Below are 24569 nucleotides of genomic sequence, written 5' to 3' on the forward strand. Positions count from 1 at the left end.
ATCTTCTTTCCTGCTTTTCGTGGCACCCTGCCGCCCCATGAACCAGCTCATCCCCTTCCTCATCCTCTCGCCCATCCTCGCGGGCGGCCTTGCCTGGTTCACGCTCACCCGCCTGGGGAAGCGGCGGAATGAACGCGCGAAGGGGTCGCTGGACGCGGTGGTGGCGAAGCTGCGCGGGCAGAAGGTGCTGGGCGCGGTGGACCTGTTCGTCCAGGACGTGTCCTGGTCCGGGGAGACGGAGCTGTCGCCGCAGAACTGTCAGGTCCGCGTGGTGATGGGCGGCCAGGAAGCCAACTCCATTCCGGCCCGCTTCGAGGTGGAGAGCGCGCCGGGTGCGCCCCGTCCCCCGGCGGCGGTGCTGGCGGCGCTGCGAGAGCTGGATGCGCAGGCGATGGCCACGCTGAAGGCGGGCGGCTGGGCATGGCAGCGCCCGCGCATCAGCTTCGAGCGGGCGGCGTAGCGTTTCAGCAGCGGGCGGCTTGGGCGAAGCTCGTGACCCGCGATACGAAGAAGGCATGACGGCGCCCGCACTCTTCACCCTCGGCTACGCGGGCCTCACGCTCCTCGCCGATGTTCGCCGCAACCCGTTCAGCCGCGAGAAGGGATTCTCGCAGAACATGCTGGCCCAGAGCCGCGCGGTCGTCGGCATCCGTGACGAGCACCTGCCCGGGCTCGGCATCGCCTCCGTGAAGCGGAAGGGGCTCGCCACGCAGGCCGACGTCAACGCACGCTTCGCGAAGACCGAAGCCTTCTTGGGCTGTCGCTGCACCGGGCCCGAGCTGCCGTTCGGGGGAAGCTGCTCCCGAACGCCGCGCCATCCGAACCCGTACGCTGGAAGCGGGATGGCTTCGCAAGTCGCGAAGGTCTCTGCGCCGGAGCAGGCGAAAGCTGATGCGCCGCGGAGGCCTCAGCGGCCACGGGGAGCGCGGAAGTGATTGAGTCCCTCTTCGCCCGCGTGGGCTTCTCGCCGAACGACAACCCGCGCCAGGCCATCGAGCACCTCGACGGCCCGCTCTTCCTCGTCGCTGGTCCAGGCTCGGGCAAGCCGCGCGGCGTCTGATGCGCGATCAAAAGCGCGGCGCTCACGCTCCACACCGTCGAGTTTGGCCTCTACCACCTGCTGGACTCAGCCCACCTCGTGCGCTCCATCTGGCGCGGTCGTCGTGCGCCGCACTATCGTTGGTGGATGGCGATCTTCTGGTACTTGGTGGTCACGCTGCTCGGCGCGCTGGGAACCCTCGCTTCGCTGCGCGTGCTCGAGCGGCTCGTGTACGGCGGTGGCAGCGGCTCTCTCCTCCTGCAGGCCGGCATGGGGCTCGGCCTCCTGATGCTGGCGAACAAGGCTCTGGGCAAGGCGCGCGCGCAGGGACGCTCGGCCCCGCCCACCGGGAGCAGTAAGCCAAATCCTTCCTAGAGCGGGGCGGACCGGTAGCATCCCGGCTCACGCTTCCTGGCTCGCCCGCCGCAGGATGCTGGAGGGCATCCGCGCCCGGTGCCAACATGGGCCGCATGCCCTCCTTCGACTCGCTCGACACGCCCGCCGCCCTCGTCGACCTGGACCGCGTCGAGCGGAACCTCCAGCGCGTCGCGACCTATGCGCGCGAGCACGGGCTGCGCTGGCGGCCCCACACGAAGACCCACAAGACGGCGGAGCTGGGCGCGCTCCAGGTGGCGGCCGGAGCGTCGGGCGTCACGGTGTCCACGGTCCTGGAAGCCGAGGTCATGGCGGCGGTGTCCGACGACGTGCTGCTCGCGTACCCGCCCGTGGGGGCCCGCCGCCTCGCGCGGTTGCTGGCCCTCCCCTCCCACGTGCGCATCACCGTGGCGCTCGACGCCGTGGAGGTGCTGGACGGACTGGCGCGTGCGGCCCGGGACGCGGGGCGCACCGTGGGCGTGCTGGTGGAGCTGGACCTGGGCATGCGCCGGGTGGGGCTGAAGACGCCTGACGAGGCCGTCGCCCTGGCCCGCGCGGCGGCCTCCACGCCCGGCGTGTCCTTTCGCGGGGTGACGTTCTATTCCGGCCACCTCCGGATGCCCCAGGCGGAGCTGCCCGCCGCGATGCAGGCGCAATCCCAGACACTGGCGTCGTTCGTGGACGCACTGCGCGGCGCGGGCCTGCCTCCCGAGGTCGTGAGCGGCGGCTCCACCCCCACCCTCTGGCAATCCCACACGGTGCAAGGGCTCACGGAGATCCGCCCGGGCCTCAACGCGCTGAATGATCGCAACAGCACCGTCATTGGCGCCAACGACTGGACGGAGTGCGCCTATTCGGTCCTGGCCACCGTGGTGAGCACCGCCGTGGCCGGGCAGGTGGTCATCGACGCGGGGGCCAAGGCGCTCGCCAAGGAGGAGGGGCTGGCCCCGGGGTACGGCGTCCTCCTGGAGCGGCCGGAGATCGTGGTGAAGAACCTGTCGGAGGAGCACGGCCTGCTGGACGTGTCCGCGACGACGTGGCGGCCGCGCATCGGGGACCGGGTGCGCGTGGTGCCGAACCATGTCTGTGTTTCCGTCCCCCTGCACCCGCGCCTGCACGTCGTCCGTGAAGATCAGGGCGTGGCCACCTGGGAGGTCACGGCGCGCGGCTGGTAGGGCTACATGCTCAGCCGCGGATCCCTCGCCTCGCCCCAGTCCTTCACGCCCACCTGTGCCATCGCGGAGGCGAGCTCCTCCGCGAGCTTCGGCTTCGTCTTGCGGACGGCCTTGATGTCCTCGAAGTCGAGCTTCGGGTAGATGAGGCCCGCGAACACGTAATCCGTCACGTTGATGTCCAGGCCTCCCAGGATGGGGTGACCATCGCGGGTGATGGAGCTGGGCAACTGGTAGCACATGATGGACGTCTGGTCGGCCGGGGTGGCGAAGATGGACTGGTCATCCAGCGGCGTGAGCACCTGCTGGTCCACCGTGGTCTTGTCCCAGCCCTGCGTCGCGAGGAAGTACGCGTAGGCCTTGTCGGGATCGATTCGCGCCACCAGCTCGCGCCGCATGTGCTCGTGCGGGAAGCCGAGCGTGTGCCCTGCCTCATGCCGGATGACGCGGCTGTATTCGGACTCCGGGGTGCGCATCGTGAACCCTTCCAGGTTCATCGTCGGCTCGTCGGTGGGGATGAGCTTGACGTCCGTCCCCAGGTACGACCAGTAGCCGCCCGGCTCGCGGGAGATCCTCACCACGCCCGTCCCGCTCGTTTCGACGAAGGAGACACCGGAGCTCATCGCCCAGGCGTTCAGGTGCTCCACGATGCGGGCGCGGAGGTCGGAGGGTGCGGACTCCATGAAGCTGACGGTCAACTGGCGGGTGGCCGGCCCCCAGTACTTCGACGTCAGGAGCGCGATGCGCATCGGATCCAACGGGAACTCCGCGCCCACGGCGGCCATGGGACCCGGCAGCGGCGCATTGACCGGGTTGATCCTCCTGGCCACCTCCGCCGCCTTCACCAGCAGGCGGCTGGGGAGGAGCTTCAGCGTGCAGCCGCCCTGGCTCGCGGGCGTGAGCTGCGCGCGTCCGTGACCATTCCCGTGCTCATGCGCTGTTGGACTGTCTTCCTGTGTCGCCTTGTGGACCACGTCGGCAATCCGTAGCAAGGCTTCACGGTATTTCTCTGCGTCACTCATGGCTCCTCCTCCACCCGTCCCTGGGGCACTCGTCCCAAAGGGAAAGGTGGAGACGGCCCCTGCGGCAACAAGGCCGCGAGGAGGCTTCAGGCCTTGCGTCCACCGGAGCGTTCCCGTGGACGGGTGTCAGAGGAGCCGCTGAAGTTCCAGGGTGAGCACCTCTTCCAGGTGCCGGATGTTGCGATAGACGAGGCAGCGGTAGCTGGACACGTCGAAGCGCAGCTCCCGCACGTCCCGCACCAGCAGGAGCGTGGGCTTGCCCCGCCCCCAGGCGTAGCCCACTTCCAGATACACGTTGGGGTTTGCCAGGGACAGGTCCGCGATGACGACCTTCGCGGTGTCGATGCGGTCCCGGATGCGCTGGATGATGGGGCCGTCGAAGGTGGCCTGATCCACCCGCTCGCAGAGCAGCCCGGCGGCCTTCACCGGCCCCAGGATGCCGTAGTGGTAGGTGTCCTCCAGCTCCTGGGCGAAGGGCATGGCCACGAAGGCATGGGGCTTCTCGTTGGAGTTCGCGCCCGCGCTGGCCATGGGGGCCGCCGCGACGAACCGGGGCGTGCGCCGGACGCGGAACCCCATGCCGCCGGGCAGTGGCTCCACCCCCGCGGTGGCGCCCAGGCCTGTCGCCAGGGCCTTGCGCATCCGCTCCATGCGCTTGGGGTTGAGCTCCACCACCGTGACGCGCTCCAGGTCGCGCGGCCCCACGCCCCGCTGGAAGGCCTCCACGAAGCCGCCCACCAGGGCCAGCACGGCCTCGTCCTCGTCCAGCCCGTAGTTGGGGCCGTGCACCGTGCACGCGAGGTGGCGGAGGGTTGGTCGGGGCTCCAGGAGCTGGAGCGCGCGGACGGAGAACTGGCGGATCTCGTGGTAGCCGAACTGGCGCAGGCGCACCGTGCCCAGGAAGAGCACCCAGGGCGAACCCAGGCCCCCACGGGTCTCGATGAGGCGGTGGTCGCCGGGGAGCACCGTGAGGGTGTCCGTGGCGATGCCCACCCCCTCCAGCCGCCGGGCCACCGCGCCGTCCGCCCCGTGGAAGCCCTGCGCGTACTTCAGCAGCACGGCGTCCGCGGCCGTCTCCCCCACGTCCCCCAGGTCCACGACGACGTCCAGCGTGTCTCCCATGGGGACGCAACTGTAGTCAGTCAGCCCGTCCGGCTCCAGCCGCGGGGATGCGTTCTCCTGGCCGCAGCCACCCCCTGGAAACAGCTCCACAATGCCTTTCAGGCTCCGGGGCCCAACACGACACGCAAGATTTCCGCAAGGCTTTGCAGGAACCTGCCCACCCGCCCGGCAGGCTTTTCGGCCCCCCGCCAGATGGGTGTGAACCATTTCACAGTTTCCGCCAGACCCAGTCGCTAGCGTCGCGGTACCATGTCCCTGTTCGCGCGCCTCCAGGCCCTGCTGTCCGCCCACCCCGCCGCCCCGGAAGCTCGCGCCGGACAGGCGCCCGCGACCGCCGCCTCACCCTCCGCCCCCACGGCGGCGACGGAGGCGGAAGCGGCGGCCCCCGCGCCCCCCGTCTGCACGCGCTACCTCCAGGCGGGCCAGGTGGTGGTGCGCGAGGGCGACCCCGGCCACTCGATGTTCGTCGTGCTGGAGGGCCGCGTCGCCGTGCTGCGCGGCAACGACGGCGCCGCGAACACGGAGGTGGGCCGCCTGGGCGCGGGGGAGTTCTTCGGGGAGCTGGCGCTGCTCACCGGCACCAAGCGCACCGCCACGGTGGTGACGGTGGAGGACGTGGTGCTGCTGGAGCTGACCCAGGCCGGCGTCCGGGAGCTGGGCAAGGACTACGGCGTGAAGGGCGACGAGATGCAGCTGGCCGCGAAGGAGCGCCTGCTCGCGGACACCCTGCGCAGCAACCCGCTCATCGCCGCCCTGCCCCAGGAGGTGCAGCACGAGCTGGGGGATGCCTTCGTGCCCTGCACCGTCCCCGCGGGCACGACCCTGCTCACCCGGGGCCAACCGGGCGACGCGCTCTACGTCCTGCTGCGGGGCAGGTGCGAGGTCTTCCACACGCACGGCGATGGACGCCAGTCGCCCTACCCGCTGCTGGAGGAAGGCGCCCTCTTCGGGGAGATCTCCCTGCTGCGCAGCCGGCTGGCCACCGCCACCGTGCGCACGGTGACGCCGTGCACGCTGCTCAAGCTGGAGCGCGAGGTGTTCCGCAAGGCGTTCCTGGGCCAGCCCGACCTGCGGGGCGCCCTGGTGCGCCTGGGCCTGGAGCGGCTCAAGAACACCATCGAGGTCATGGGCGACGCGAAGTAGTCAGCCGTGGAGCGTCTCGCCGGCTTCGAGCATGGCGACGAACTTCTCCAGCCGGCGCACGCGGGTCTCCGGCTTCTTCGCGCCGTGGAGCCGGTACAGGATGGCGTAGCGGTTGGCGCTCTTGAGCGTGGCGAAGAACGCCTTCGCCTTGGGGTTCGCGTCCAGCGCGCGCAGGAGGTCCTCCGGGACGACGATGTCCTTCGCCCCCGCGTACGCCGCCTCCCACCGGCCATCCGCCCGGGCCGCCTCCACCTCGCGCAGGCCCGCGGACCGCATCCGCCCGGCGGCGACGAGCACGTCCACCTTGCCGCAGTTGATCTTCGACCACCGGCTCCGGGGACCCCGGGGCGTGAAGCGCTGGAGCCAGTACTGCGCGTCGAACGCGTCCTTCTGCCCGTCGATCCAGCCGTAGCAGAGCGCCACGTCCAGGGCCTGGGCATACGTCACGGACGCGATGCCCGAGTCCACCTTCGCGAGCTTCATCCACAGCCCGGGCGCGTCAGTGTGGTGCTTCTCCAGCCACGTCTCCCACGCCTGCTGCGACGCGAACGGTACGACGGGCAGCTCCTGCTTCGCCTTCATCCGGCCATCCCTCCACGGGGCGGGGTTCAGGACACTCCCGCCGACAAAAGCCTGCCCGGCACTCTACCGGCGGAAGGCAGCCGGAGCGGAAGCGGTTATGAACAGCGCCATGGCCGACTCCACCTCCCGTGCCCCGCCCCCGCCGAACGCCGTGCCGCCCTCGCTCGCCCGCGTGGCCTTCCACGCCGTGGCGGCCGGCCTCACGCCGCTCATCCCCGTGCCCTTCCTGGACGACTACGCCCTGCGCCAGGTGCGCGAGCAGGCCGTGCGCGACCAGCTCAAGGAGCGGGGCCTCAAGGCCCCGGACAAGACCGTGGAGCTGCTGGCCGGCTCCAACGAGGCCCGCGGCCTGGGCGGACGGCTCATGTCCTATCTGAAAGCCGTGGCCCTGTTCCCGGTGCGCAAGGTGTTCCGCAAGGTCTTCTTCGTCCTCTGGGTGAAGGACTGCGTGGACCTCACCTCCGCGTGCCTGCACCACGGCTACCTGCTGCACCACGCCCTGGAGCGCGGCGACCTGGACGCCACCTCCCTCCAGGGGGACGCGCCCCGGAAGGTGCAGGCCGCCATCCTCGCCGCCTGCCAGCAGGTGGATGCCCGCCCCATCAACCAGGCCCTGCGCCGCCTCTTCCGCAGCAGCCGGCTGCTGATGGCCGAGGCCACCCGCGCCCTGCTGGATCCGAAGAAGGGCCCCCGCGTGCCCGACCGCGAGGGCGAGAGCGCGGAGGTGAAGTCCCTCACCGACCGGCTCCTCCAGGAGCTGTGGGAGGAGCGCGGCTACTTCACCGCGCTGGAGGGCCACTACGAGCGCTTCCTCCAGAGCAACCTGAAGACCACCGGCACCTGAGACGGCGGGCCCGCGCCCTCACGGCGCCGGGCCGGTGGCGGTGGCCAGGGGCGCGCGGATGCGCTGGGAGAAGTCGTCCTGCCCCTGCGCCGCCAGGGCGCGCGCGTTGATGTGGTAGCGCGCGCGGACCTGCTCCAGCGGCACGTCCGTGTCGATGATGCCCAGCTCGTACGCGAGCGCGTCCGCGAACGCGGGCATCAGCGTGCGGTGATCATACGGCACGTCCTTCGTGGCCACCTTCTCGAAGTGGCGCACCAGGTTGGTGGTGCAGTTGCTGGTGAGCGTGTCGTAGAACTCCGGCGCCGCGTGCAGCCCGTTCATCCGCTGCACCATGTCCAGGAAGAACGCGGTGATGCGCTCCTTCGACGCCTGCACCGGGTACAGGTACACGTCGTCGTGGCGGAAGTTGGAGCGCAGTTGGATGAGGTCCCGCTCGTCGCCCACGACGTAGGCCAGCTCGAAGCGGCGGAACAGGCCACCCACCGCGGAGAACGTCTCCCCCTTCTCCCGGCGCACCTCCACGGAGAACACCACGTGGCGGCCGTCCTGGAAGCTGAAGGACACCATGGTGTGCGCCGCACCGTAGAACCCGGAGAAGGGCTCCACGATGAACGACGCCCCCGTGAGCGCCTCCGTGTCGTAGGTGGCCGTGTACCAGGCGGGGTCCCAGTCCGTGGTGCTGCGGTAGCGGAAGTCGCGCACCTCGTGGAGCGTCACCCGCGAGCCCGCGATTTCCGCCCACGGCGCCCGCGCCAGGTCCGGGGCCCAGTCCCGCGTGTTGGAGGGCTGCTCCATGCGCACCCAGCCATACACGGCCGCGCAGCCCGCCAGCACCACCGCCACGCCCCAGCGCCGCGAACGCCACCACCAGGCGGCCACCCCAGCGCCCACCAGGGCCACGGCCAGGAGGGCCCGGAGCGGGTGGGCCCCTTCCGGTCCCGCCCCCGTGAGGGCCAGCGCCAGCGCGGCCCAGGCGCCTCCGACGAGGAGCAGGACACCGGCGATACCGTTCTTCATGAAGCGCATGTGGCCGAGTATCCGTGCCACCCACCCCATGTGTCACGGCCCCGGATTCCGGGCGGGCCCCCGGCGGGCGGGCGGGCACGCCCCCCCTCCCCGGGAGGTCGTGTGAAACATGACCTCGCCCGACCTTGACCGCTTTTCCCCGGGTGTGCGACGAAAGGGGTCCCCTGGAGGAGTCACCCCATGAGCGACGAGCGCGAAGACACGACCGTTTACAAGGTCGTCGTGAACCACGAAGAGCAGTACTCCATCTGGCCGGCCGACCGCGAGAACGCGCTGGGCTGGAAGGACGCCGGCAAGCAGGGCCTCAAGGCCGAGTGCCTGGAGTACATCAAGGAGGTCTGGACGGACATGCGTCCGCTGAGCCTCCGCAAGAAGATGGAAGAAGCGGCCCGCAAGAACTGAAGGCCGCCCCTGTCCGACCGCCGTACTCCCTCCCCGTTGTGTCGGGGAGGGTGGGCCGTCCCTCTGTCTGAAGCCTAGAGGTCCGGCGGAGGCCTGACGCCCAGGTGGCAGGCGCGCAGGGCAAGCTGGGTGCGATTCTCCGCCCCGAGTTTGCGGTAGAGCTGCGTGACGTGTGACTTCACGGTGCGTTCGGCGATCTGCAGGTGCGCGGCGATCTTCAGGTTGTCCGCGCCTCCCGCCACGTACGCGAGCACCTCGCGCTCCCGCTGCGTGAGCAGCAGCAGCACGCTCGCCGTGGGTGACGTCACCGGCGGATGCTCGAAGTCATTGCGCAGCAGTTGCACGGGGAAGAGGCGCTCGCCCCTCACCAGCGACTGGACCGCGGAAGAGACGGCATTGACGCCCAGACCCGCGCGGAAGAGGTAGCCCGAGGCCCCCTCGTCGAAGCACTGGGAGATGACCTCCGGCGTGCTCACCGCGGACAGGAGCAGCATGCGGACTTCCAGTCTGCGCTTGCGGGCTTCGCGCAGCAGGTTGAGCCCTTCCGTCACGGAGCAGCCGATGGCGGCTTCGCCATCACTCTCCACGTCCAGAATGGCCACCTGCGGCGGATCCGTACCAAGCCCGTCCAGGAAGCCGCGCACGTCGCGCGTCACCGAAGTGGAATGACCCTCACCTCGAAGCCCATCGGAAAGGCCCTGCCAGGCCGCCCAAGGTCCTTCGAGAATCGAAATACGAACTGCGGATTGATTCGCTGCCATGCGATGGCCCCCCAGCCGTCGTGGCGAATTGCTTTCAAGACTACCTGTCGACTGCAACCTGCCCCGGAGTCGGTGGAACCGCGGCGGAACTTCCGCCAGTGCTGAGCGTGCGAGAACCGCGCTTCAACTCCATCCGGGGGTCTTGTCCGTGCTGCACTGCGGACTGCGCTTGCGACTGTCGAACGGGCCCCGTGGGGCCGTTCCTCCTTTTTCACTTCAGGCAATTCCAGCCAACCAAGACCCTAACACCATCCGCCGTCACATGCGAACCGGCTTTGTCGGGACTGTCAATTGCGCACGAGTTGAACCGAAATCCAGGGCCTCGTCCGTCAGGTCGTGATCGCTGTCCTCTCCGGGACAGGCCCTTGCGTCCACCATTTGATGTTTCGCGCGCTGTTTTGGCTCCGGGACGTTGGCGGAACACATCGCGACGAGGACACGACCTGGACGCAGATGCGCGTATGCTGTGCGTCCCACGCGCATGACTCCCTCCGCTCCCGCACCCCATGTCGACGTCGCCACGCCTGAACGGGTGGCCCTCTCCCTGCCCGTGGCCGGCATCGGCTACCGCTGCCTGGCGTGGGCGGTGGACGCCAGTCTGCTGTTCTTCTTCTGGGTGGCGCTCTACTTCGTCGTCACGCTGCTCGTCTCCGACGTGCTGGGCGCGTTCCAGGCCCTGTCGGGGCTGGTGCAGACGCTGCTGGCGGTGGGCCTCTTCGCCACGCAATGGCTGTATTGGACGCTGGCGGAGGTCTTCTTCCATGGACAGACACCGGGCAAACGCGCGCTGCGGATCCGCGTGGTGCGCGAGGATGGCTCGCCGGTGGGCTTCTTTGAAAGCGCCGTGCGCAACCTGTGCCGGGCCGTGGACTTCCTGCCGGTGATGTATGCGACCGGGTGCATCACCATGCTGCTGGACGCGCGGCACCGCCGGCTGGGGGACCTGCTCGCGGGCACCGTGCTGGTGCGCGAGGAGGCCATCGACCTGGACAAGTACACGCAGGGCCCCGGGCCCGCCGGACCCGCGCGGGAGCCCGCCTCCGTGCAGCGCCCGCTGGGCGCGGAGGACGTTGAGCTGGTGCTGGCCTTCCTGGCGCGCGCGCCCGGGCTGGAGAAGGACGTGCGCCAGCGGCTGGGGGCGCGGCTGGTGGACCGGGTGGGCGCCGCGCTGACGGAGGAGGAGCGCGCGCGGGTGCTTGAGTCCCCCGAGGCCACGGAGGCCTTCCTGCGCCACCGCGCCCAGGCGGCCCACTGACATGGCCAGCCCCCTGCCCGCCTTCGTCTCCCGCCGCCGTCCGGACTGGGACGCGCTCCAGGCCCTGCTGACGCGCCAGCGCTCAGGCCGGCTGCGGCTGGAGGAGCTGCGGCGGTTGGACACGCTGTACCGGCGCGCGGCGGCGGACCTGGCGCAGGCGCAGACGTTCTACCCGGGCACGGACGCGCACCGCTTCCTCAACCAGCTCTGCGGGCAGGCCTACGGCGCCATCTACCAGCCGCCCCGCGAGCGCTGGGCCTCCACGCGCGACTTCTTCCGGCGCGACTTCCCGGCCACCCTGCGCAGGGAGGCGCGCTTCGTGGGGGTGAGCGCGGGGCTGCTGGTGCTGGGGCTGGTGCTGGGCGCGCTGGTGGTGCTGCTGGAGCCGCGCGGCGCGGAGCTGCTGGTGCCGGAGGGCGTGCGGCGCTACGTGGCGCAGGGGCGCATGTGGACGGACGACCTGTTGTCGGTGGCGCCGCCCAACGCGGTGGCCTCCGGCATCGCGACCAACAACCTCACCGTCACGCTGTTCGCGTTCGCGTCCGGCATCCTGCTGGGCGTGGGGCCCGTCTTCACGCTCGTGAACAACGGGGTGCTCATTGGCGCGGTGGGCGCGCTGTGCTTCCGCGAGGGCATGGCGGTGGGCTTCCTGGACTTCATCGCCGCGCACGGGCCCGTGGAGCTGTCCATCATCGTCATCTCCGGCGGAGCGGGCCTGATGGTGGGCCAGGCGCTCATCGACCCGGGAGAGCTGCCGCGCACGCAGGCGCTCCAGATGCGGGGGCGCGAGGCGGTGAAGCTGGTGGTGGGCTGCGCGCCCTTCCTCGCCGGCATCGGCGTGGTGGAGGGCTTCATCTCCCCGGGCGACTTCTTCCCCACCTGGGCCAAGGTGGGGCTGGGCCTCTCACTGGGAGCGCTCTTCTGGCTCTACCTGCTGCGCGCGGGCAGGACGGACGTGGGGGCCGCGCGCGTGGACGTGCCCGACGACAGCGCCTCCAGCCGCTTGCGCTGACGGTGCTTGAGGATGCGCTCGTAGGCCGCGTTGAGCTCCCGCATCTGCTCCGCGGAGCCGCCCCGGTCCGGGTGCCGCTCCAGGGCCAGCGCGTGGAAGCGCGCGCGCACCACGTCCGGCGGATCCAACGGCGAGACGCCCATCGTCTGGTACGGGCACTGCTCCTGGACGGCGCTGAGCCACTTGTCCAGGCGGTCCTTCACCTCCACGAAGCGCGCGTCCGCGTCCGCGGTGTCCTTCACCGGGTGCGTGCGCATCTTCGCGTCCGCGCGGAACACCTCGCTGTAGGTGCTGGACACCCAGCGGTGGCATGAGCCGCACCGGAAGTACTTCACCCGGTTGCCCGGCTGAAGGGTCATCATGACGCCGCAGTGGGTGCACTCCACTTCGACATTCTCCAGCGTCTGCCAGCTCGCGACCGCCGCACCCATGATGTCTTCGCTCTCCGTTTCGCAACACGCCTGTAGCAGCGGCAACCTCCCACGTCCGGCGATCCCGTCAAGAAAATGTCGCCGCCGACCCAGGGGGGGGGCGCCGCCGCGCTGCCGGGATGTCGGGATTCGGGTAGAACACGGGCCATGCGTCCGCTCCTCGCCGCCGCCGCCCTGCTGCTGCTGCCCCCCGTCGCGCATGCCCAGGCCCCGTCCCGGGCGCCCCTGAAACAGGGCTCGGAGAAGCAAGGCTCGGAGAAGCAGGGCGTGGAGAAGCCCGCGTCCGCCCGGCCCGCTCCGGCGTCCGCGAACGCGAGCCCCGCCGACGCCGCCCTCCTGCGGGGACTGCTGTGGGCCGCGGAGCCGGCGCCGGAGGAGCTCAGGACGCTCGCCATCGAGGACTTGGCGCTCCTGGGAGATGCGCGCGCCCTGGATCCGCTGGCCGCGCTCATCTGGGACCCCAACCCCCGCATCCAGCAGGCGGCGCTGCGCGCGGTGGCGCTCTTCCAGCACCGCCGCGCGGAGGAGATCCTGGGCAACGTCGTGCGCCACCCGCGCCTGCCGGATGCGCTGAAGATCCAGGCGCTGGGGGGACTGCTCTACCAGCGCACCCCCACCGCCCGGCGCGCCGTGCAGGACGTGGCCGCCGACAGCCGCGTGGGCTACGCGGTGCAGAACGCCGCGCGCTCCGTGGCGTCGCAGTGGGAAGCCCCCGCGGCCGCGACGCCCTGAGACACGCCTGCCTGCTCGCCTGCCCTCCCACGGGCGGGCCGATTCCTGGAGTGCGCGCGTGTATGGGTTAGACTGGCGCGCATGAAGATCACCCCGCTCGACATCCGGCAGAAGCGCTTCGAGACGGTGATGCGCGGCTTCGCGCGTCCCGAAGTGAGCGCGTACCTGGAATTGATTGCCGGTGAGTTCGAGGAGGTGGTGAAGGAGAACATCGCGCTCAAGGAGGAGCTGAAGCGCACGCAACACAAGCTCGAGCAGCACCAGGAGCGCGAGCGCACCCTCCAGGAGACGATGGTCACCGCGCAGCGCATCAGCGAGGACCTGAAGGACGCCGCGAAGAAGGAAGCGGAGATCGTCATCGCGGACGCGGAGCACCAGGCGGAGAAGATCGTCCACGGTGCCCACCAGCGGCTGGTGCAGGTGGTGGAGGACATCAACGAGCTCAAGCGCCAGCGCACCCAGTTCGAATCCCAGGTGCGCTCCGTGGTGGAGGCCCACCGCAAGCTGCTGGAGACGTTCGCCGCGCCCTCCTTCGCGGACCGCGACTACGCGCGCGTCGAGGACAACGTCGCGTTCCTGACCCAGAAGAAGGCCACCTCCAACGACTAGCCCTCCGTGACCGCCCCCTGGTTGAAAACCATACCGGAGGGCGTGGAGCTGACGGTGCTCGTCCAACCCCGTGCATCGCGCACGAAGGTGGTGGGCGAACACGACGGCCAGTTGAAGATCCAGCTCGCGGCCCCCCCGGTGGATGGCGAAGCAAATGCCGCCCTGTTGGAATTCATCGCCAAGAAGCTGGGTGTGCCCAAGCGGCAGGTGACCCTCACGGCCGGTGACACGTCGCGCCGTAAGCGATTGAAGGTGCAGGGGGTTGATGCGCCGGCGGTGGAGGCTGTTATCTCTGGTGGACCGTGAGGCCACGCATGCTCCGCCTGTTCGCTGTCCTGATGATGCTGCTGGCCTCGCCCCAGGCGCTCGCGCAAGGAGAGGGTCCGCGCGGAATCCACACCCAGGAGGCCGTCGTCACCGACGCCGCGCTCGTGCCCCATGCCCGGCCCGCGCTGGCCACCGGGGAGCTGCGCACGAAGCGCTTCGTCATCGTGCACACGGAGAAGGCGGCGGGCGCGGCCCGGGCGCTGGCCCAGCAGATTGAGGGCGTGCGGGACGGCTTCGGCGCGATGCTCGGGCGCGACTGGCCGGGCACCACGGAGATCCGCCTGGGCGTGGGCCGCCAGGAGTTCGAGGCCCTGGCCCTCCCCGGCGGAAAGCCCCCGGGCTGGGCGGTGGCGCTCGCCTACCCCGGCCATCAAATCATCCTCCTGGACGCGCTCAGCCTGAGCGACACGCAGGGCCCCACCACGCTGCGGCACGAGCTGGCGCACGTGGCGCTGGGGCAACTGGCGAAGGAGTGGCCCCGCTGGTTCCAGGAGGGCGTGGCGCAGAACCTCACCGACGAGCGCTACTCCGTCGCCCACTACACCGCCCTCTTCCGCGCCGTGACGCAGGAGCGCGTCTTCCACTTCGAGGACCTGGCCGAGGACTGGCCGGACGTGCCCGCGGACGTGGAGATCGCCTACGCGCAGAGCGCCGCCTTCGTGGCCTACCTCACCGGGAAGCACGGCCCCCAGGCCATGGGCCTGCTGGTGGACGGCGTGCGCGCGGGTGAGCCCTTCGAGCAGGCCTTCGGCAAGGCCTTCCGCACGTCGCTGCTGCTGGAGGAGCAGGACTGGCGTGAAGGCCTGGCGGCCCGGTACGGCTGGCTGCCGCTCACCACCAGCTCCGCGCTCCTGTGGCTGGCCGCCTCCGCCCTGTGCGTGGCCGCCTTCGCGCGCCGGATGTGGCAGAAGTCCGCGCGGATGACGGAGCTGGCCGCGGAGGACGCCGCCGAGGACGCCGCGCTGCGCCTGCTCGCCGCCGCCCGCGCCGCCGGGCCGGTGTCCCCGGACGGCAGCGAGCCCGGCTCCCCCTCCGCCCTCACCTGGCCGGAGTGGCCCGGCGCCACGCCCAACCCGGCCGCCCCCTCCTCCCGCCCCGAAGCCCTGGAAGGTGCCCCGGAGGCGCTGGAGTCCAGCACCGGCGCGCCGGAGGTGTCCGAGTCCTTCGAACCCGGCGACGAGGAGCCGGAGTCCGCCAGCGGCGAGCAGGAAGTGGACGCCGAGCACCTGGCAGGCCGCCCCCCCAAGCCGACGCTCCACTGACGGGCGCCCCCCTGCCCAGGCTGGGAAGGAACTTCCCCTGGCCCCCCTGCTTTCAACACCCGCCCCGTAGGATTTACGCCCTCGGGCCTCCCTTCAGGGCAGGGGCATTGCCCAAGTGGCTGGATTCATTGGCCACTGGCCCACGTCTGGCGTTGGCAAAGCGCTTGCTATGTCTCCGTTCGCGATGCGGACGACAACGGACATGGCGGCGGAGCGGGGACGGAAGAAGGCCGGAGCAGCCCGGGTCTTCAGCAGGCAGCCGGAGCGCATCGCGGCGTTGTGGCGCCGGATGCGGCTGGCGGCGCACGAGGGCCAGGGCGTGCCGGGCCCCAGCCTGCTGGACGGACTGGTGGAGCCCTTCGTCCGGGAGCTGGGGCTGACGCTGGAGGGCGCGGAGACGAGCCCCTGGAGTCGCACCCGCGCGGTGCTGCGCCTGGCGCCGGAGCGCGGCGCGCGGGCCCTGCACGACGAGTTCGCACTGCTGCGGCGGTGCCTGGTGGATGCCCTGGAAGTCCTGGGCGGTGGCGACGCGGAGCGCCTGCGCATCAACCGTGCCCTGGACGAGGCCGTGGACAGCGCGGTGGCGCTGCTGCAGCGGCTGGCGGACCCCAAGGCGGACGGTCCGCGGGTGCCCTTCGGTGGGTTGGTGGTGGAGTACTTCGAGCGGCCGTCCCACGCGAAGCGGGCCCCGGTGGGCCGTCGCGACGAGCGGTCCGCCATGCACTGAGCCGAAGCGGGCTCTGACTTTTTGCAGCAACGGTTTGCCGATCCGTCCGGCTTGACGCTTCTCCCCACAAGGGAGGGTCCGGGGGCTGGCGGGAGGGTGCGCTGTCGTGGATGGGGGTCCGCGACGCGCCTTGGGGAGCGTGTTCCTGCTCGGGGGAGCGGTGAGCGCGCACACAGGTTCGAACGCCGGAACGCGTGGATGGGGGTCCGCGCGCTCCGCCGGTCGGACGGATCGGCATGTTTTGTCGGGGGCAGTGGGACGGGGCAGACGCGGGAGGGCGCCTACGGGGGTGGGCGCTCTCCCGCATTTTTTTTGTCCGGAAGGCCTAGTGCGCGTCCGCCCAGCTCGTGCCGGCGCCCACGTCCACCTTGAGCGGCACCTTCAGCTCCGCGACGGAGGCCATGCACCGCACGGCCAGGGCCTTCACCGCCTCCACCTCCGCGTCCGGCGCTTCGATGAGCAGTTCGTCGTGCACCTGCAACAGCACGCGGGCCTTCAGCTTCTGCTCCCGCAGCGCCGCGTCCACGGACAGCATCGCCTTCTTCATCAGGTCCGCGGCGGTGCCCTGGATGGGCATGTTGATGGCGGCGCGCTCGGCGGCCTGGGCCACGCCCCGGTTCTTGGAGAGCAGGTCGCCCATCAGGCGGCGGCGGCCGTAGAGCGTCTCCACGTAGCCCACCTTGCGCGCCTTCTCCACGGTGTCCTCCAGGTACTGGCGGATGCCCGCGTACCGGGTGAAGTACCGCTCGATGACGTCGCGGGCGCTCTCCTGGGAGATGCCCAGCCGCGTGGACAGGCCGTGCGCGGACAGGCCGTACGCGATGCCGAAGTTCACCGTCTTCGCCACGCGGCGCTGCTCGCGGTCCACGGTCTTCGGATCCACGCTGAAGATCTCCGCCGCCGTGCGGCTGTGGATGTCCTCGTCGTCCAGGAACGCCTGGATGAGGACCGGGTCCTCCGCGATGTGGGCCAGGAGGCGCAGCTCCACCTGCGAGTAGTCCGCGCTCACCAGCTGGTGCCCCGCGTCCGCCACGAAGGCGCGGCGGATCTCCCGGCCCAGCTCCGTGCGGATGGGGATGTTCTGGAGGTTCGGGTCGGACGACGACAGCCGGCCCGTGGCGGTGGCCGCCTGGTGGTACGTCGTATGGATGCGCCCGTCCTTCGCCACCAGCGACGGCAGCGTGTCCAGGTACGTGCTCTTGAGCTTGGACAGGCCCCGGTACTCGATGAGGGCCCGCGCCAGGACGCTGCCGTGCTCCTCGGCCAGCTTCTCCAGCACCTCCTGATCCGTGGACGGGCCCGTCTTGCCGCGCTTGAGGATGGGCAGCTTCTGCTCTTCGTAGAGCACCTGCGCCAGCTGCGGGTTGGAGCCCAGGTTGAAGACGTGGCCCGCGGCCGTGTGGCACTCGGCCTCCTTCGCCTTCACCTCCACGTCCACGCGCTCGGAGATGCGGCCCAGCTCCTTCACGTCCAGCTTGACGCCCTCGCGCTCCATGCGCGCCAGGATGGGCAGCAGCGGCAATTCCAGCGTGCGCGCCAGCTCCGCGAGCCCCCCCAGCTCCAGCTCCCGCCACAGCTCCGGCGCCAGCCGGCGCGCCGCGTCCGCGCGCACCGCGTACGCCGCGGCCACCTCCTCCGGCCCGTGGTCCGACAGCGCCCGCCCCTTCTTGCCCTCCACCGACGCCGGCAGCGCGGGCAGCTCCGAGCGCAGCCGCTCCCGCGCCAGGTCCGCCAGCGCGTGCTCACGGCGCGACGGGTTGAGCAGGTAGCTCAGCAGCTCCACGTCGTCGTGCGCGCCCTCCAGCGCCAGCCCGTCGTTGGCCAGCACCAGCGTGAGCGCCTTGAGGTCATGCCCGCCCTTCTTCACGCCCGCGTCCGCCAGCAGGTCCTTCATGGCCGCCACGAACGCGGGCACCGGCACCTGGGACGCGCCCAGCTGCTGGTGCCGCAGGGGCACGTAGCGCGTGGTGCCGTCCGGCAGCGCCACGCCCAGGCCCACCAGGGGCGCCGCGAAGGGCATGCCCTCGAAGGCGGGCACCAGCGTGACGGCCTGGGCGGCGCGCGCCGCGTCCACCAGCGACTGGAGCTCCGCCTCCGTGGTGACCACCGTGGTGGTGGCGACGAGCGGCGCCACGTCCGGACGCGGCGTCTGCTCCGCCGGCAGGTCGCGCAGCAGCGCGAAGAACTCCAGCTCCGTGAACAGATCTCTCGCGCGCGTGCCGTCCGGCGCCTTTCGCACCAGGTCGTCCAGCTTCACGCCCAGGGGCAGCGTGGTGTTGAACGTCACCAACTGCTTGGCGCGCACCAGGCTGTCGCGGTGGGACTCCAGCGCCGCGCGGATCTTCGGCTTCTTCACTTCCTCCAGCCGCGACAGCAGCGTCTCCACGTCGCCAAACTGGTGCAGCAGCTCCACCGCCGTCTTGTCGCCCACGCCGGGCACCTTGGCGACGTTGTCCACCGCGTCGCCCACCAGGGCCAGGAAGTCGCGCACCTGCCGGGGCAGGATGCCCATCTTCTCCTGCACGTCCGCGACGGCCATGCGCTTGTTCTTCTGCGGGTCGAAGAGGGTGATGTCCTCGTCGACGATCTGCATGAAGTCCTTGTCGCTGGTGACGACGAGGACCTGGAAGCCCTCGGCCTTGGCCTGCATCGCCAGCGTGCCGATGACGTCGTCCGCCTCCCAGCCCTCCGCGTCCAGGGACGGGAGGTTGAGCACGTCGCCCACCTTGCGGATGAGCGGGAACTGGGGCGTCAAATCCTCTGGCGGCGCCTTGCGGTTCGCCTTGTACTGCGGGTCGATCTTCTGGCGCTCCACGCGCCCTGACTTGTCGAACGCCAGGGCCACGTGCGTGGGCTTCAGCTCCTGCAGGGCCTTGAGCACCATGCGGGTGAAGCCCAGCACCGCGTTGGTGGGCACCCCCTTGCTCGTCGTGAGCGGGGGGATGGCGTGGTAGGCGCGGAAGATGAAGCCAGAGGCGTCGAAGAGGGCCAGGCGGCGCTCGGTGCGCGGGGGGCTGGTGTCGGCCATCCCCCGTGCCTAGCGCGCCTCCCGCTCCCTGTCCACGAAGCCCCTCGCGGGGGCTCCGCTCAACGGCACTTCAGCTCCTGCTTCTTCGCCGCCACCAGCTCCGCGATGCCGTCACCCGGCACCGCGTAGTCCTCCACCGCGCTCAGGTCCGGGCAGCCCGCCGCGTTGTTGAGCACCTGCTGCGCGAGCGTCGAACAGTAGGCCACCGTGCGGTTGAGGTCCGTGTTGCCCTTGTAGAAGTCGAAGCCCAGCTTCCAGATGCGGCAGCCGCGGCGCTTGTCGTCGCGATCCGCGAAGTGCTTGCCGCGCAGGTACGACGCCGCCGCCATGTCCTGGAGGATGTTCTTCCGGTAGAACGACAGGTGCGTCTCCGCCAGTTCGCCCATCAGGCGCTTGTCCGTCGCCAGCGCTTCCTTGAAGGGCTCCACCGCGCGCTCCGGGTCCTCGCGCGTGAGCGCGCTCTCGCCCGCTTTGAAGAGCTGGTCCACGTTGGACACGTCCCGCATCAGCTCGTCCGCCGGGGCGTGGTACTGCGCGGAGTCCACCTTCGAGCGCAGCTTCTGCAACGTCGCCAGCGACTCGCTGCCGCGCCCCGCCCAGTAGTCCATCATCGCCGCCTGCATCAGCTTCGCGCTGTAGCGGCTGTTCATCATGTTGCGCACCTGGCTGGCCTGATCCGGCCCGGACTCGTCCTCCGCCAGGATGTCCGACACCGGGCACGTCCACGGCGCCGCGTTGCGATCCAGCTTGAGGCGGGCCACCAGGAACTTCACGAACATGGCGTCCTTGGGGCGCCACTCGTTGCGCCGCAGCGCGCCCTCCAGGCGCAGCGTCTGGCCCAGCGGCGGCGACAGCTCCTCCCGGTTCTGCTTCTGGCACCACACTTCCATGTAGTCCTGGCAGCGGGGCACCGCGGCGCTCCACTGCGAGTTGCCCAGGTAGCGCTTGCAGTCGTCCTTCGCGCGCGACACGAAGCGGTCCGCGGACTCGCGCGCCTTCGCGCGGGCGCGGCGGAAGTACTCGCTCTCCTTCGGAATCTTGCGCAGCGCGATGAGGGCGTCCTTCTCGCGGTTCAGCTCCACGGACTTCTTCGCGAACTCCAGGTTCTCGAAGGCCTCCCGCTCCAGCTTGATGCGCCGGATGAGGGTGTTCGCCTCCGCGTTGATGGGGTCCTGGTCCAGCGCCTTCTCACAGGCCGTCTCGGCCCGGGCCCAGTCCGGCTGCCCCATCTCGTTGGACGCGTACGTGCGACACTCGCTGAGCAGCTCCTGCACCTGCTGCGCGGGATCATTCACCGCGGCCTGGGTGGGCGGCGGCGGGGGCGCCACGAGGGTCCCCTTCACGACCGCCACCACCGCCAGGAGCGCCATCGCGCCTCCGGCCACCACCAGCATCGTGCGCCGGTTGTTGCTCACCTCCGGCTGGCCCCGGCCTCCTCCGCGCCGCGCGGGGATGCCCGAGCCCGGACGCCGCGAGGGCGTGTCGGAGGCCTCGTAGGCCATCTCCACCACGCCGAACTGGAGGACGTCGCCCGCCTGGAGTTCGACGAACTCCTGCCCCAGCAGCTCGCCGTTGAGCAGCGTGCCGTTCGCGCTGCCCAGGTCGCGGGCGCGCGCGACGTTGCCCGCGAGTTCGACCTCCGCGTGCTTGCGGCTCACCGAGTCGTCGTCGAGCAGCACCACCGCCGGCGGCGCACGGCCCACCAGCACCACCCCGTTGAGGGGGTAGGACCTGCCGGCCCACGGCCCCGTCATGCCCTTGAGCACCGGCCCCGAACCCGGCCCCGCGGGCGTGCTCAGGGCCCGCGAGGGCCGCTTCGCCAGCGCCGCGCCAGGGGGCTTCGCGGCCCCGTTCGCGGTGGCCCTGGCCCGGATGCTGGGCATGGCGCGCGTGCCCCGCACGGGGACGTCCGCGAGCGCCGGAGGCTCCTCGTCCACCGCGGTGTCCACCGCGGCCTTGCGCCCGCTGGAGCGCTTCGCGCCGCCCTTGAGCTTCAGCTCGTAGTCGCCCAGCAGCACCTGCGAGCCGGGCATCAGCGCCGTGGGGCCGTCGATGCGCTGTCCGTCGATGAAGGTGCCGTTCTGGCTGCCGCCATCCTCGACGTAGACCGTGCCGCCCTCCACGTAGATGCGCGCGTGCTGCCGCGACACGCCGCCCTCCGTGAGGACGAGGTCATTGCCCTGCTGGCGGCCAATCTTCAGCTCGCCAGCGATTTCGTGCTCGTGCTCAGTGCCGTCGGGGTGACGGACGACCAGGATTGCCATGGGCGCGTCAGTCCTCGCGGAAGATGCTCATGTTCACCGGAAGGCCCTTGCGCTGAAGTTCGTCATAGAACTTCGGCACGAAGCCCGAAGCCACGTAGCGCCCGCGCACCTTGTGGTCTTCGGTGAAGCCATCCTGCTTGTAATAGAAGATGTCCTGCAGGGTCACGATGTCGACCTCCATGCCGGACACCTCCGTGATGTAGCAAATCTTGCGAGAGCCGTCGGAGAAGCGCGTCTGCTGCACGATGAGGTGCACGGCGCTGGCGATCTGCTCGCGGATGGCCTTCACCGGCAGCTCCATGCCGGACATGAGCACCATCGTCTCCAGCCGCGCGATGGCGTCACGCGGCGTGTTCGCGTGCAGCGTGGTGAGCGAACCGTCGTGGCCCGTATTCATCGCCTGGAGCATGTCCAGCGTCTCGCCGGAGCGGCACTCGCCCACGACGATGCGGTCGGGCCGCATGCGCAGGCAGTTCTTCACCAGTTCGCGGATGGTGATGGCGCCCTTGCCTTCCAGGTTGGGCGGGCGGCTCTCCAACTGCACCCAGTGGTCCTGCGGAAGCTGCAGCTCCGCGGCGTCCTCCACCGTGATGATGCGCTCGCCCTCCGGGATGAAGGAGCTGATGATGTTCAGCGTCGTCGTCTTGCCGGAGCCGGTGCCGCCGGAGATGACGATGTTGCGACGCGCCGTCACGCACATCTCCAGGAACTCCGCCATCTGCGCGGTGACGGTCTTGTACTTGATGAGATCCTGGATCTTCAGCGCGTCCTTCTTGAACTTGCGGATGGTGATGCAGGGGCCCTTGAGGGCCAGCGGCGGGATGATGGCGTTGACGCGGCTGCCGTCCTTCAAGCGCGCGTCCACCAGCGGGCTGGACTCGTCGATGCGCCGGCCAATGGGCGCCACGATGCGCTCGATGACGCCGAGCACCGCCTGGTTGGAGGAGAAGGTCTTCTCCGACAGCGTCAGCTTGCCCCGCCGCTCGATGTAGATCTGGTTGGCGTGGTTCACCATGATCTCGCTGATCTCCTCCGACGCGAGGAACGCTTCGAGGGGCCCCAGGCCCAGCGCCTCGTTGATGACGTCGGTGAGCAGCTCCTCGCGGTCCACGTCCGTGGGCAGCTCTCCGTCCGCTTCCATCTGGTCGATGATGTCGCGGATGGCCTTCTCGGTGCGGCGCCACAGCTCCTCGTCCCCGAGCCGGTCCATGTCCATGCGACGCAGGTCCAGGTACTCGATGAGCCGGTCGTGGATCTCCTTCTGCAGGCGCGAGTAGCGCTCCAGCCGGGGGTCCACCTTCTTCTTGTTCTTCGCCATGGCCGCGGCCATGGACGCGGGCATGCGGCTGGGCGCGGCGGGAGCCGGAGCCTCCTCCTCCTCCTCGTAGGGCTCCTCCTCCTCGTAGGCCTCTTCCTCCTCGTAGGGCTCCTCGCCCTGCTCGTCGTCGTAGGCCTCTTCGCCCTGCGCGTCGTCCTGAGGCGCGTCCTCCAGCGCTTCGACGTTGAGGATGTAGTCTCCAATGGAGACCTGGTCCGTGGGCTTCAGCACCATGGGCCCGGCAATCTTCTTGCCGTTCACGAAGGTGCCATTCGTGGACTTCATGTCCACGATGATGAAGCGACCGTCCTTCTCGACGATGCGGGAGTGGTACTTGGAGACATTCCCCTTCGCCAGAACGATGTCATTGCCGGCGAGCCGGCCAATGGTGACCTCGTTCTTGGGGTATTCCCGCTGCTCCGTCCCGCCGCCCTTCTCCGCCAGGGTGATGAGAAACATGGGTCGGGATGCTACCAAGCCCTCCTGCCACCTCAAAGACTCCTGCGCACGCGCTCGCCTGCCCGCAAGCTCTCGGGCCGGCACCCTCCCCCCTTCTGGAGGGGAGCGGGGCCGGCCCGGAGGACACGCGCCAGTCGCTGTCGGGGCCCGTGACGGGCGCCCGCGTCAGTCGAAGATGTTGAAGTTCACCTCGGAGCGGGCCTGCTTGTAGCGGGTCTTCACGTCCTCGATGATGCTGCGGACCTTGTCGGAGTCCGGGTTCACGATGCGCGGGGTGACGAAGATCACCAGCTCGCGCTTGGTGGAGTCGAACGCGCGGTTCTTGAACAGCTCGCCCACGATGGGGATGTTGCCCAGGCCCGGCAGCTTCGCGACGGCCTTCTGCTCGTCGTGGCTGAACACGCCCGACAGCACGATGGTCTCACCGTGGCGCACGGTGACGTTCGTCTTCACCTTGCGGGTGCGGAAGCCGGGGATGGCGGACGAACCACCGAAGGACACCGACACGGACGTGTCGATTTCAGAGGCCTCCGCCTCCACCTCCGTCTGGATGTTGCCGTTGCGGTCCGCGGTGGGGCGGATGTTCAGGATGACGCCGTAGGGCTTGTACTCCACCGTGAACTGCGTGTTGGTGATGAGCGGGATGGGCACCTCGCCGCCGGCCAGGAACTCCGCCTTCTCACCGCTCGCGCACACCAGCTTGGGCTGCGCCAGCAGGCGGCCGTAACCGTCGTTGGCCTGGAAGCCGATGGACAGGTCCGACCCGCCCGTCGCGCCCAGGATGAGGTTGGAGGCCGCGTCACCCGACGGGATGAGCGCCTTGGTGAGGTTCGCCGTCGCGCTGAGCGTGCCGGTGATGTCGGTGGGGTACTTGATGCCGTAGCGGTCGCGGCTGTTGCGGCGGATTTCGACGAACTGCACCTCGGAGAGGATCATCCGCTTGATGCCGACGACGAGCAGGTTCTCCACCTTCTCGCCAATGGCCTTGGTGATGAGCTCCGCCTTCTGCAGGTCCTGCTGGCTCTCCACGGAGCCCTCCAGGAAGATGGTCGCGCCCACCACGTTGGCCTGCACGTTCTTCAGGCCCGCCTTCTGGAAGGCCGCGTTCAGGTTCTGCGCGACGAGCTTCTTGGCGTTGGGGGCGATCTTCACGAACGACTTCACGTTCGGGTAGAGGCTCACCACCTGCTCGATGCGGTCCGCGTCCTGCGTGGTGTAGGCCTGACCGTCCAGGTAGATGCGATCACCCACCATGCGGACGGAGACGCCTTCGATTTCGCCCAGCAGGCGCTTGATTTCGGAGATGACCTCGTTGGGGTCCTGCTTGCGGACCGTCACCAGGTAGCTGATGCGCTGCCCCGACGACTTCCAGACGAGCAGCGTCGTCTTGCCTTCCGTCTGGCCGGTGACGAGCAGCTGCCCGGTGCCCAGCGTCTTCACCTCGGCGATGGACGGGTCGCCCAGCGCGACGCGGCTCAGGCCGGGGATGGTGAGGACCTTCTGCGTGCCCACCCCGAGGCTGACGGTGCTGCCCTCCTGGGCCAGGGCGGGGGCGCTGGCCACCAGGGTGACGAGGGCGCCAAGCGCTACGGCGTGCGTGAAGCGAGTGGACATCGTGTGAATCCCCTTCTTGCGTGCGTGCGCGCTGACGGCTGCG

The 24569-nt window shown here is 70.0% G+C and carries 25 protein-coding genes; 15 read left to right on the forward strand and 10 right to left on the reverse strand.

From position 1 onward, the window contains the following. The first annotated feature begins 37 nt into the window (after positions 1 to 37). From OV207_RS28410 to OV207_RS28430, 5 genes are all read left to right on the forward strand, one after another. A complete protein-coding gene (locus OV207_RS28410; RefSeq protein WP_267558202.1) occupies positions 38 to 460 on the forward strand; it encodes a hypothetical protein in 423 nt (140 codons plus the stop codon). Between the two features lie 55 nt (positions 461 to 515). Continuing rightward, complete coding sequence (locus tag OV207_RS28415) at positions 516 to 935, forward strand: DUF488 domain-containing protein (RefSeq protein WP_267558203.1); 420 nt, start codon at positions 516 to 518, stop codon at positions 933 to 935. Beyond that, positions 932 to 1060, forward strand: coding sequence for a hypothetical protein (locus tag OV207_RS28420; protein ID WP_267558204.1), 129 nt, complete (start codon positions 932 to 934; stop codon positions 1058 to 1060). The genes OV207_RS28415 and OV207_RS28420 overlap by 4 nt, the downstream gene beginning before the upstream one ends. A gap of 78 nt (positions 1061 to 1138) precedes the next feature. Continuing rightward, positions 1139 to 1414: a hypothetical protein gene (locus OV207_RS28425; RefSeq protein WP_267558205.1), complete on the forward strand. Its 276-nt coding sequence runs from the start codon at positions 1139 to 1141 to the stop codon at positions 1412 to 1414. Between the two features lie 95 nt (positions 1415 to 1509). Beyond that, a complete protein-coding gene (locus OV207_RS28430; RefSeq protein ID WP_267558206.1) occupies positions 1510 to 2589 on the forward strand; it encodes an alanine racemase in 1080 nt (359 codons plus the stop codon). Positions 2590 to 2591: 2 nt separating this feature from the next. Here OV207_RS28430 and OV207_RS28435 read toward each other — a convergent pair whose 3' ends face one another. Continuing rightward, positions 2592 to 3608, reverse strand: coding sequence for a hypothetical protein (locus OV207_RS28435; protein WP_267558207.1), 1017 nt, complete (start codon positions 3606 to 3608; stop codon positions 2592 to 2594). Positions 3609 to 3734: 126 nt separating this feature from the next. Beyond that, on the reverse strand, positions 3735 to 4730 hold the full coding sequence (locus OV207_RS28440; protein WP_267558208.1) for a hypothetical protein: 996 nt from the start codon (positions 4728 to 4730) through the stop codon (positions 3735 to 3737). A gap of 249 nt (positions 4731 to 4979) precedes the next feature. Here OV207_RS28440 and OV207_RS28445 point away from each other — a divergent pair, with 249 nt between their 5' ends. After that, positions 4980 to 5873 carry a cyclic nucleotide-binding domain-containing protein gene (locus OV207_RS28445; RefSeq protein ID WP_267558209.1) on the forward strand — a complete coding sequence of 298 codons (894 nt, stop codon included), beginning with the start codon at positions 4980 to 4982 and terminating at the stop codon, positions 5871 to 5873. Here OV207_RS28445 and OV207_RS28450 read toward each other — a convergent pair whose 3' ends face one another. After that, on the reverse strand, positions 5874 to 6455 hold the full coding sequence (locus OV207_RS28450) for a YdeI/OmpD-associated family protein (protein ID WP_267558210.1): 582 nt from the start codon (positions 6453 to 6455) through the stop codon (positions 5874 to 5876). 109 nt (positions 6456 to 6564) lie between these two features. Between OV207_RS28450 and OV207_RS28455 the strand changes: the two genes are divergently transcribed. Then, positions 6565 to 7299: a hypothetical protein gene (locus tag OV207_RS28455; RefSeq protein ID WP_267558212.1), complete on the forward strand. Its 735-nt coding sequence runs from the start codon at positions 6565 to 6567 to the stop codon at positions 7297 to 7299. 18 nt (positions 7300 to 7317) lie between these two features. Here the strand turns inward: OV207_RS28455 and OV207_RS28460 are convergent, their stop codons facing one another. Then, positions 7318 to 8325 carry a DUF4105 domain-containing protein gene (locus OV207_RS28460; RefSeq protein WP_267558213.1) on the reverse strand — a complete coding sequence of 336 codons (1008 nt, stop codon included), beginning with the start codon at positions 8323 to 8325 and terminating at the stop codon, positions 7318 to 7320. 180 nt (positions 8326 to 8505) lie between these two features. On the opposite strand from OV207_RS28460, the gene OV207_RS28465 reads away from it, so the two are divergent. Further along, positions 8506 to 8727 carry an MbtH family protein gene (locus OV207_RS28465; protein WP_193428563.1) on the forward strand — a complete coding sequence of 74 codons (222 nt, stop codon included), beginning with the start codon at positions 8506 to 8508 and terminating at the stop codon, positions 8725 to 8727. A gap of 74 nt (positions 8728 to 8801) precedes the next feature. Here OV207_RS28465 and fruA read toward each other — a convergent pair whose 3' ends face one another. Then, on the reverse strand, positions 8802 to 9488 hold the full coding sequence (gene fruA / locus OV207_RS28470; protein WP_120537371.1) for a response regulator transcription factor FruA: 687 nt from the start codon (positions 9486 to 9488) through the stop codon (positions 8802 to 8804). A 481-nt stretch (positions 9489 to 9969) separates the two neighbouring features. Here fruA and OV207_RS28475 point away from each other — a divergent pair, with 481 nt between their 5' ends. Further along, positions 9970 to 10743, forward strand: coding sequence for an RDD family protein (locus tag OV207_RS28475; RefSeq protein WP_193428562.1), 774 nt, complete (start codon positions 9970 to 9972; stop codon positions 10741 to 10743). A gap of 1 nt (position 10744) precedes the next feature. Beyond that, the gene (locus OV207_RS28480) at positions 10745 to 11755 is read left to right on the forward strand and encodes a stage II sporulation protein M (RefSeq protein WP_267558214.1); all 1011 of its coding nucleotides are present in this window, start codon (positions 10745 to 10747) and stop codon (positions 11753 to 11755) included. Here OV207_RS28480 and OV207_RS28485 read toward each other — a convergent pair. Then, complete coding sequence (locus tag OV207_RS28485; RefSeq protein ID WP_193428560.1) at positions 11671 to 12186, reverse strand: J domain-containing protein; 516 nt, start codon at positions 12184 to 12186, stop codon at positions 11671 to 11673. The two genes, OV207_RS28480 and OV207_RS28485, sit on opposite strands and share 85 nt — an antisense overlap. 147 nt (positions 12187 to 12333) lie before the next feature. Between OV207_RS28485 and OV207_RS28490 the strand changes: the two genes are divergently transcribed. From OV207_RS28490 to OV207_RS28510, 5 genes are all read left to right on the forward strand, one after another. After that, positions 12334 to 12918 carry a HEAT repeat domain-containing protein gene (locus tag OV207_RS28490; RefSeq protein ID WP_193428559.1) on the forward strand — a complete coding sequence of 195 codons (585 nt, stop codon included), beginning with the start codon at positions 12334 to 12336 and terminating at the stop codon, positions 12916 to 12918. An 81-nt stretch (positions 12919 to 12999) separates the two neighbouring features. Then, on the forward strand, positions 13000 to 13527 hold the full coding sequence (locus tag OV207_RS28495; RefSeq protein WP_193428558.1) for a DivIVA domain-containing protein: 528 nt from the start codon (positions 13000 to 13002) through the stop codon (positions 13525 to 13527). A 6-nt stretch (positions 13528 to 13533) separates the two neighbouring features. Next, positions 13534 to 13833, forward strand: a complete 300-nt coding sequence (locus tag OV207_RS28500; protein ID WP_193428557.1) for a DUF167 domain-containing protein — start codon at positions 13534 to 13536, stop codon at positions 13831 to 13833. 8 nt (positions 13834 to 13841) lie between these two features. Next, positions 13842 to 15116 (forward strand): peptidase MA family metallohydrolase, encoded by a 1275-nt coding sequence (locus OV207_RS28505; protein WP_267558215.1) that lies wholly within the window; start codon positions 13842 to 13844, stop codon positions 15114 to 15116. A gap of 184 nt (positions 15117 to 15300) precedes the next feature. Further along, positions 15301 to 15843 (forward strand): hypothetical protein, encoded by a 543-nt coding sequence (locus OV207_RS28510; RefSeq protein WP_267558216.1) that lies wholly within the window; start codon positions 15301 to 15303, stop codon positions 15841 to 15843. Between the two features lie 325 nt (positions 15844 to 16168). Here the strand turns inward: OV207_RS28510 and polA are convergent, their stop codons facing one another. The 4 genes from polA to OV207_RS28530 all read right to left on the reverse strand — a co-directional run bounded on the left by polA (position 16169) and on the right by OV207_RS28530 (position 24526). Beyond that, a complete protein-coding gene (gene polA, locus OV207_RS28515) occupies positions 16169 to 18871 on the reverse strand; it encodes a DNA polymerase I (protein ID WP_267558217.1) in 2703 nt (900 codons plus the stop codon). A 59-nt stretch (positions 18872 to 18930) separates the two neighbouring features. After that, on the reverse strand, positions 18931 to 21135 hold the full coding sequence (locus tag OV207_RS28520; RefSeq protein WP_267558218.1) for an FHA domain-containing protein: 2205 nt from the start codon (positions 21133 to 21135) through the stop codon (positions 18931 to 18933). A 7-nt stretch (positions 21136 to 21142) separates the two neighbouring features. After that, on the reverse strand, positions 21143 to 22912 hold the full coding sequence (locus OV207_RS28525) for an ATPase, T2SS/T4P/T4SS family (protein ID WP_267558219.1): 1770 nt from the start codon (positions 22910 to 22912) through the stop codon (positions 21143 to 21145). A 165-nt stretch (positions 22913 to 23077) separates the two neighbouring features. Continuing rightward, entirely contained in the window at positions 23078 to 24526 is a 1449-nt protein-coding gene (locus OV207_RS28530) for a type II and III secretion system protein family protein (RefSeq protein WP_193428551.1), read from the reverse strand. Between the last annotated feature and the right edge of the window lie 43 nt (positions 24527 to 24569).

This window comes from Corallococcus sp. BB11-1 (assembly GCF_026626625.1).
In the GTDB taxonomy this organism is placed as follows: Bacteria; Myxococcota; Myxococcia; order Myxococcales; family Myxococcaceae; genus Corallococcus; species Corallococcus soli.

Coding starts and splice junctions, on each gene's coding strand:
- OV207_RS28505 (WP_267558215.1), top strand. CDS start 13,842: ATGCTCCGCCTGTTCGCTGTCCTGATGATGCTGCTGGCCTCGCCCCAG.
- OV207_RS28465 (WP_193428563.1), top strand. CDS start 8,506: ATGAGCGACGAGCGCGAAGACACGACCGTTTACAAGGTCGTCGTGAAC.
- OV207_RS28430 (WP_267558206.1), top strand. CDS start 1,510: ATGCCCTCCTTCGACTCGCTCGACACGCCCGCCGCCCTCGTCGACCTG.
- OV207_RS28435 (WP_267558207.1), bottom strand. CDS start 3,608: ATGAGTGACGCAGAGAAATACCGTGAAGCCTTGCTACGGATTGCCGAC.
- polA (WP_267558217.1), bottom strand. CDS start 18,871: ATGGCCGACACCAGCCCCCCGCGCACCGAGCGCCGCCTGGCCCTCTTC.
- OV207_RS28460 (WP_267558213.1), bottom strand. CDS start 8,325: ATGCGCTTCATGAAGAACGGTATCGCCGGTGTCCTGCTCCTCGTCGGA.
- OV207_RS28455 (WP_267558212.1), top strand. CDS start 6,565: ATGGCCGACTCCACCTCCCGTGCCCCGCCCCCGCCGAACGCCGTGCCG.
- OV207_RS28475 (WP_193428562.1), top strand. CDS start 9,970: ATGACTCCCTCCGCTCCCGCACCCCATGTCGACGTCGCCACGCCTGAA.
- OV207_RS28525 (WP_267558219.1), bottom strand. CDS start 22,912: ATGTTTCTCATCACCCTGGCGGAGAAGGGCGGCGGGACGGAGCAGCGG.
- OV207_RS28480 (WP_267558214.1), top strand. CDS start 10,745: ATGGCCAGCCCCCTGCCCGCCTTCGTCTCCCGCCGCCGTCCGGACTGG.
- OV207_RS28490 (WP_193428559.1), top strand. CDS start 12,334: ATGCGTCCGCTCCTCGCCGCCGCCGCCCTGCTGCTGCTGCCCCCCGTC.
- OV207_RS28450 (WP_267558210.1), bottom strand. CDS start 6,455: ATGAAGGCGAAGCAGGAGCTGCCCGTCGTACCGTTCGCGTCGCAGCAG.
- OV207_RS28485 (WP_193428560.1), bottom strand. CDS start 12,186: ATGGGTGCGGCGGTCGCGAGCTGGCAGACGCTGGAGAATGTCGAAGTG.
- fruA (WP_120537371.1), bottom strand. CDS start 9,488: ATGGCAGCGAATCAATCCGCAGTTCGTATTTCGATTCTCGAAGGACCT.
- OV207_RS28520 (WP_267558218.1), bottom strand. CDS start 21,135: ATGGCAATCCTGGTCGTCCGTCACCCCGACGGCACTGAGCACGAGCAC.
- OV207_RS28530 (WP_193428551.1), bottom strand. CDS start 24,526: ATGTCCACTCGCTTCACGCACGCCGTAGCGCTTGGCGCCCTCGTCACC.
- OV207_RS28440 (WP_267558208.1), bottom strand. CDS start 4,730: ATGGGAGACACGCTGGACGTCGTCGTGGACCTGGGGGACGTGGGGGAG.
- OV207_RS28495 (WP_193428558.1), top strand. CDS start 13,000: ATGAAGATCACCCCGCTCGACATCCGGCAGAAGCGCTTCGAGACGGTG.
- OV207_RS28510 (WP_267558216.1), top strand. CDS start 15,301: ATGCGGACGACAACGGACATGGCGGCGGAGCGGGGACGGAAGAAGGCC.
- OV207_RS28410 (WP_267558202.1), top strand. CDS start 38: ATGAACCAGCTCATCCCCTTCCTCATCCTCTCGCCCATCCTCGCGGGC.
- OV207_RS28415 (WP_267558203.1), top strand. CDS start 516: ATGACGGCGCCCGCACTCTTCACCCTCGGCTACGCGGGCCTCACGCTC.
- OV207_RS28445 (WP_267558209.1), top strand. CDS start 4,980: ATGTCCCTGTTCGCGCGCCTCCAGGCCCTGCTGTCCGCCCACCCCGCC.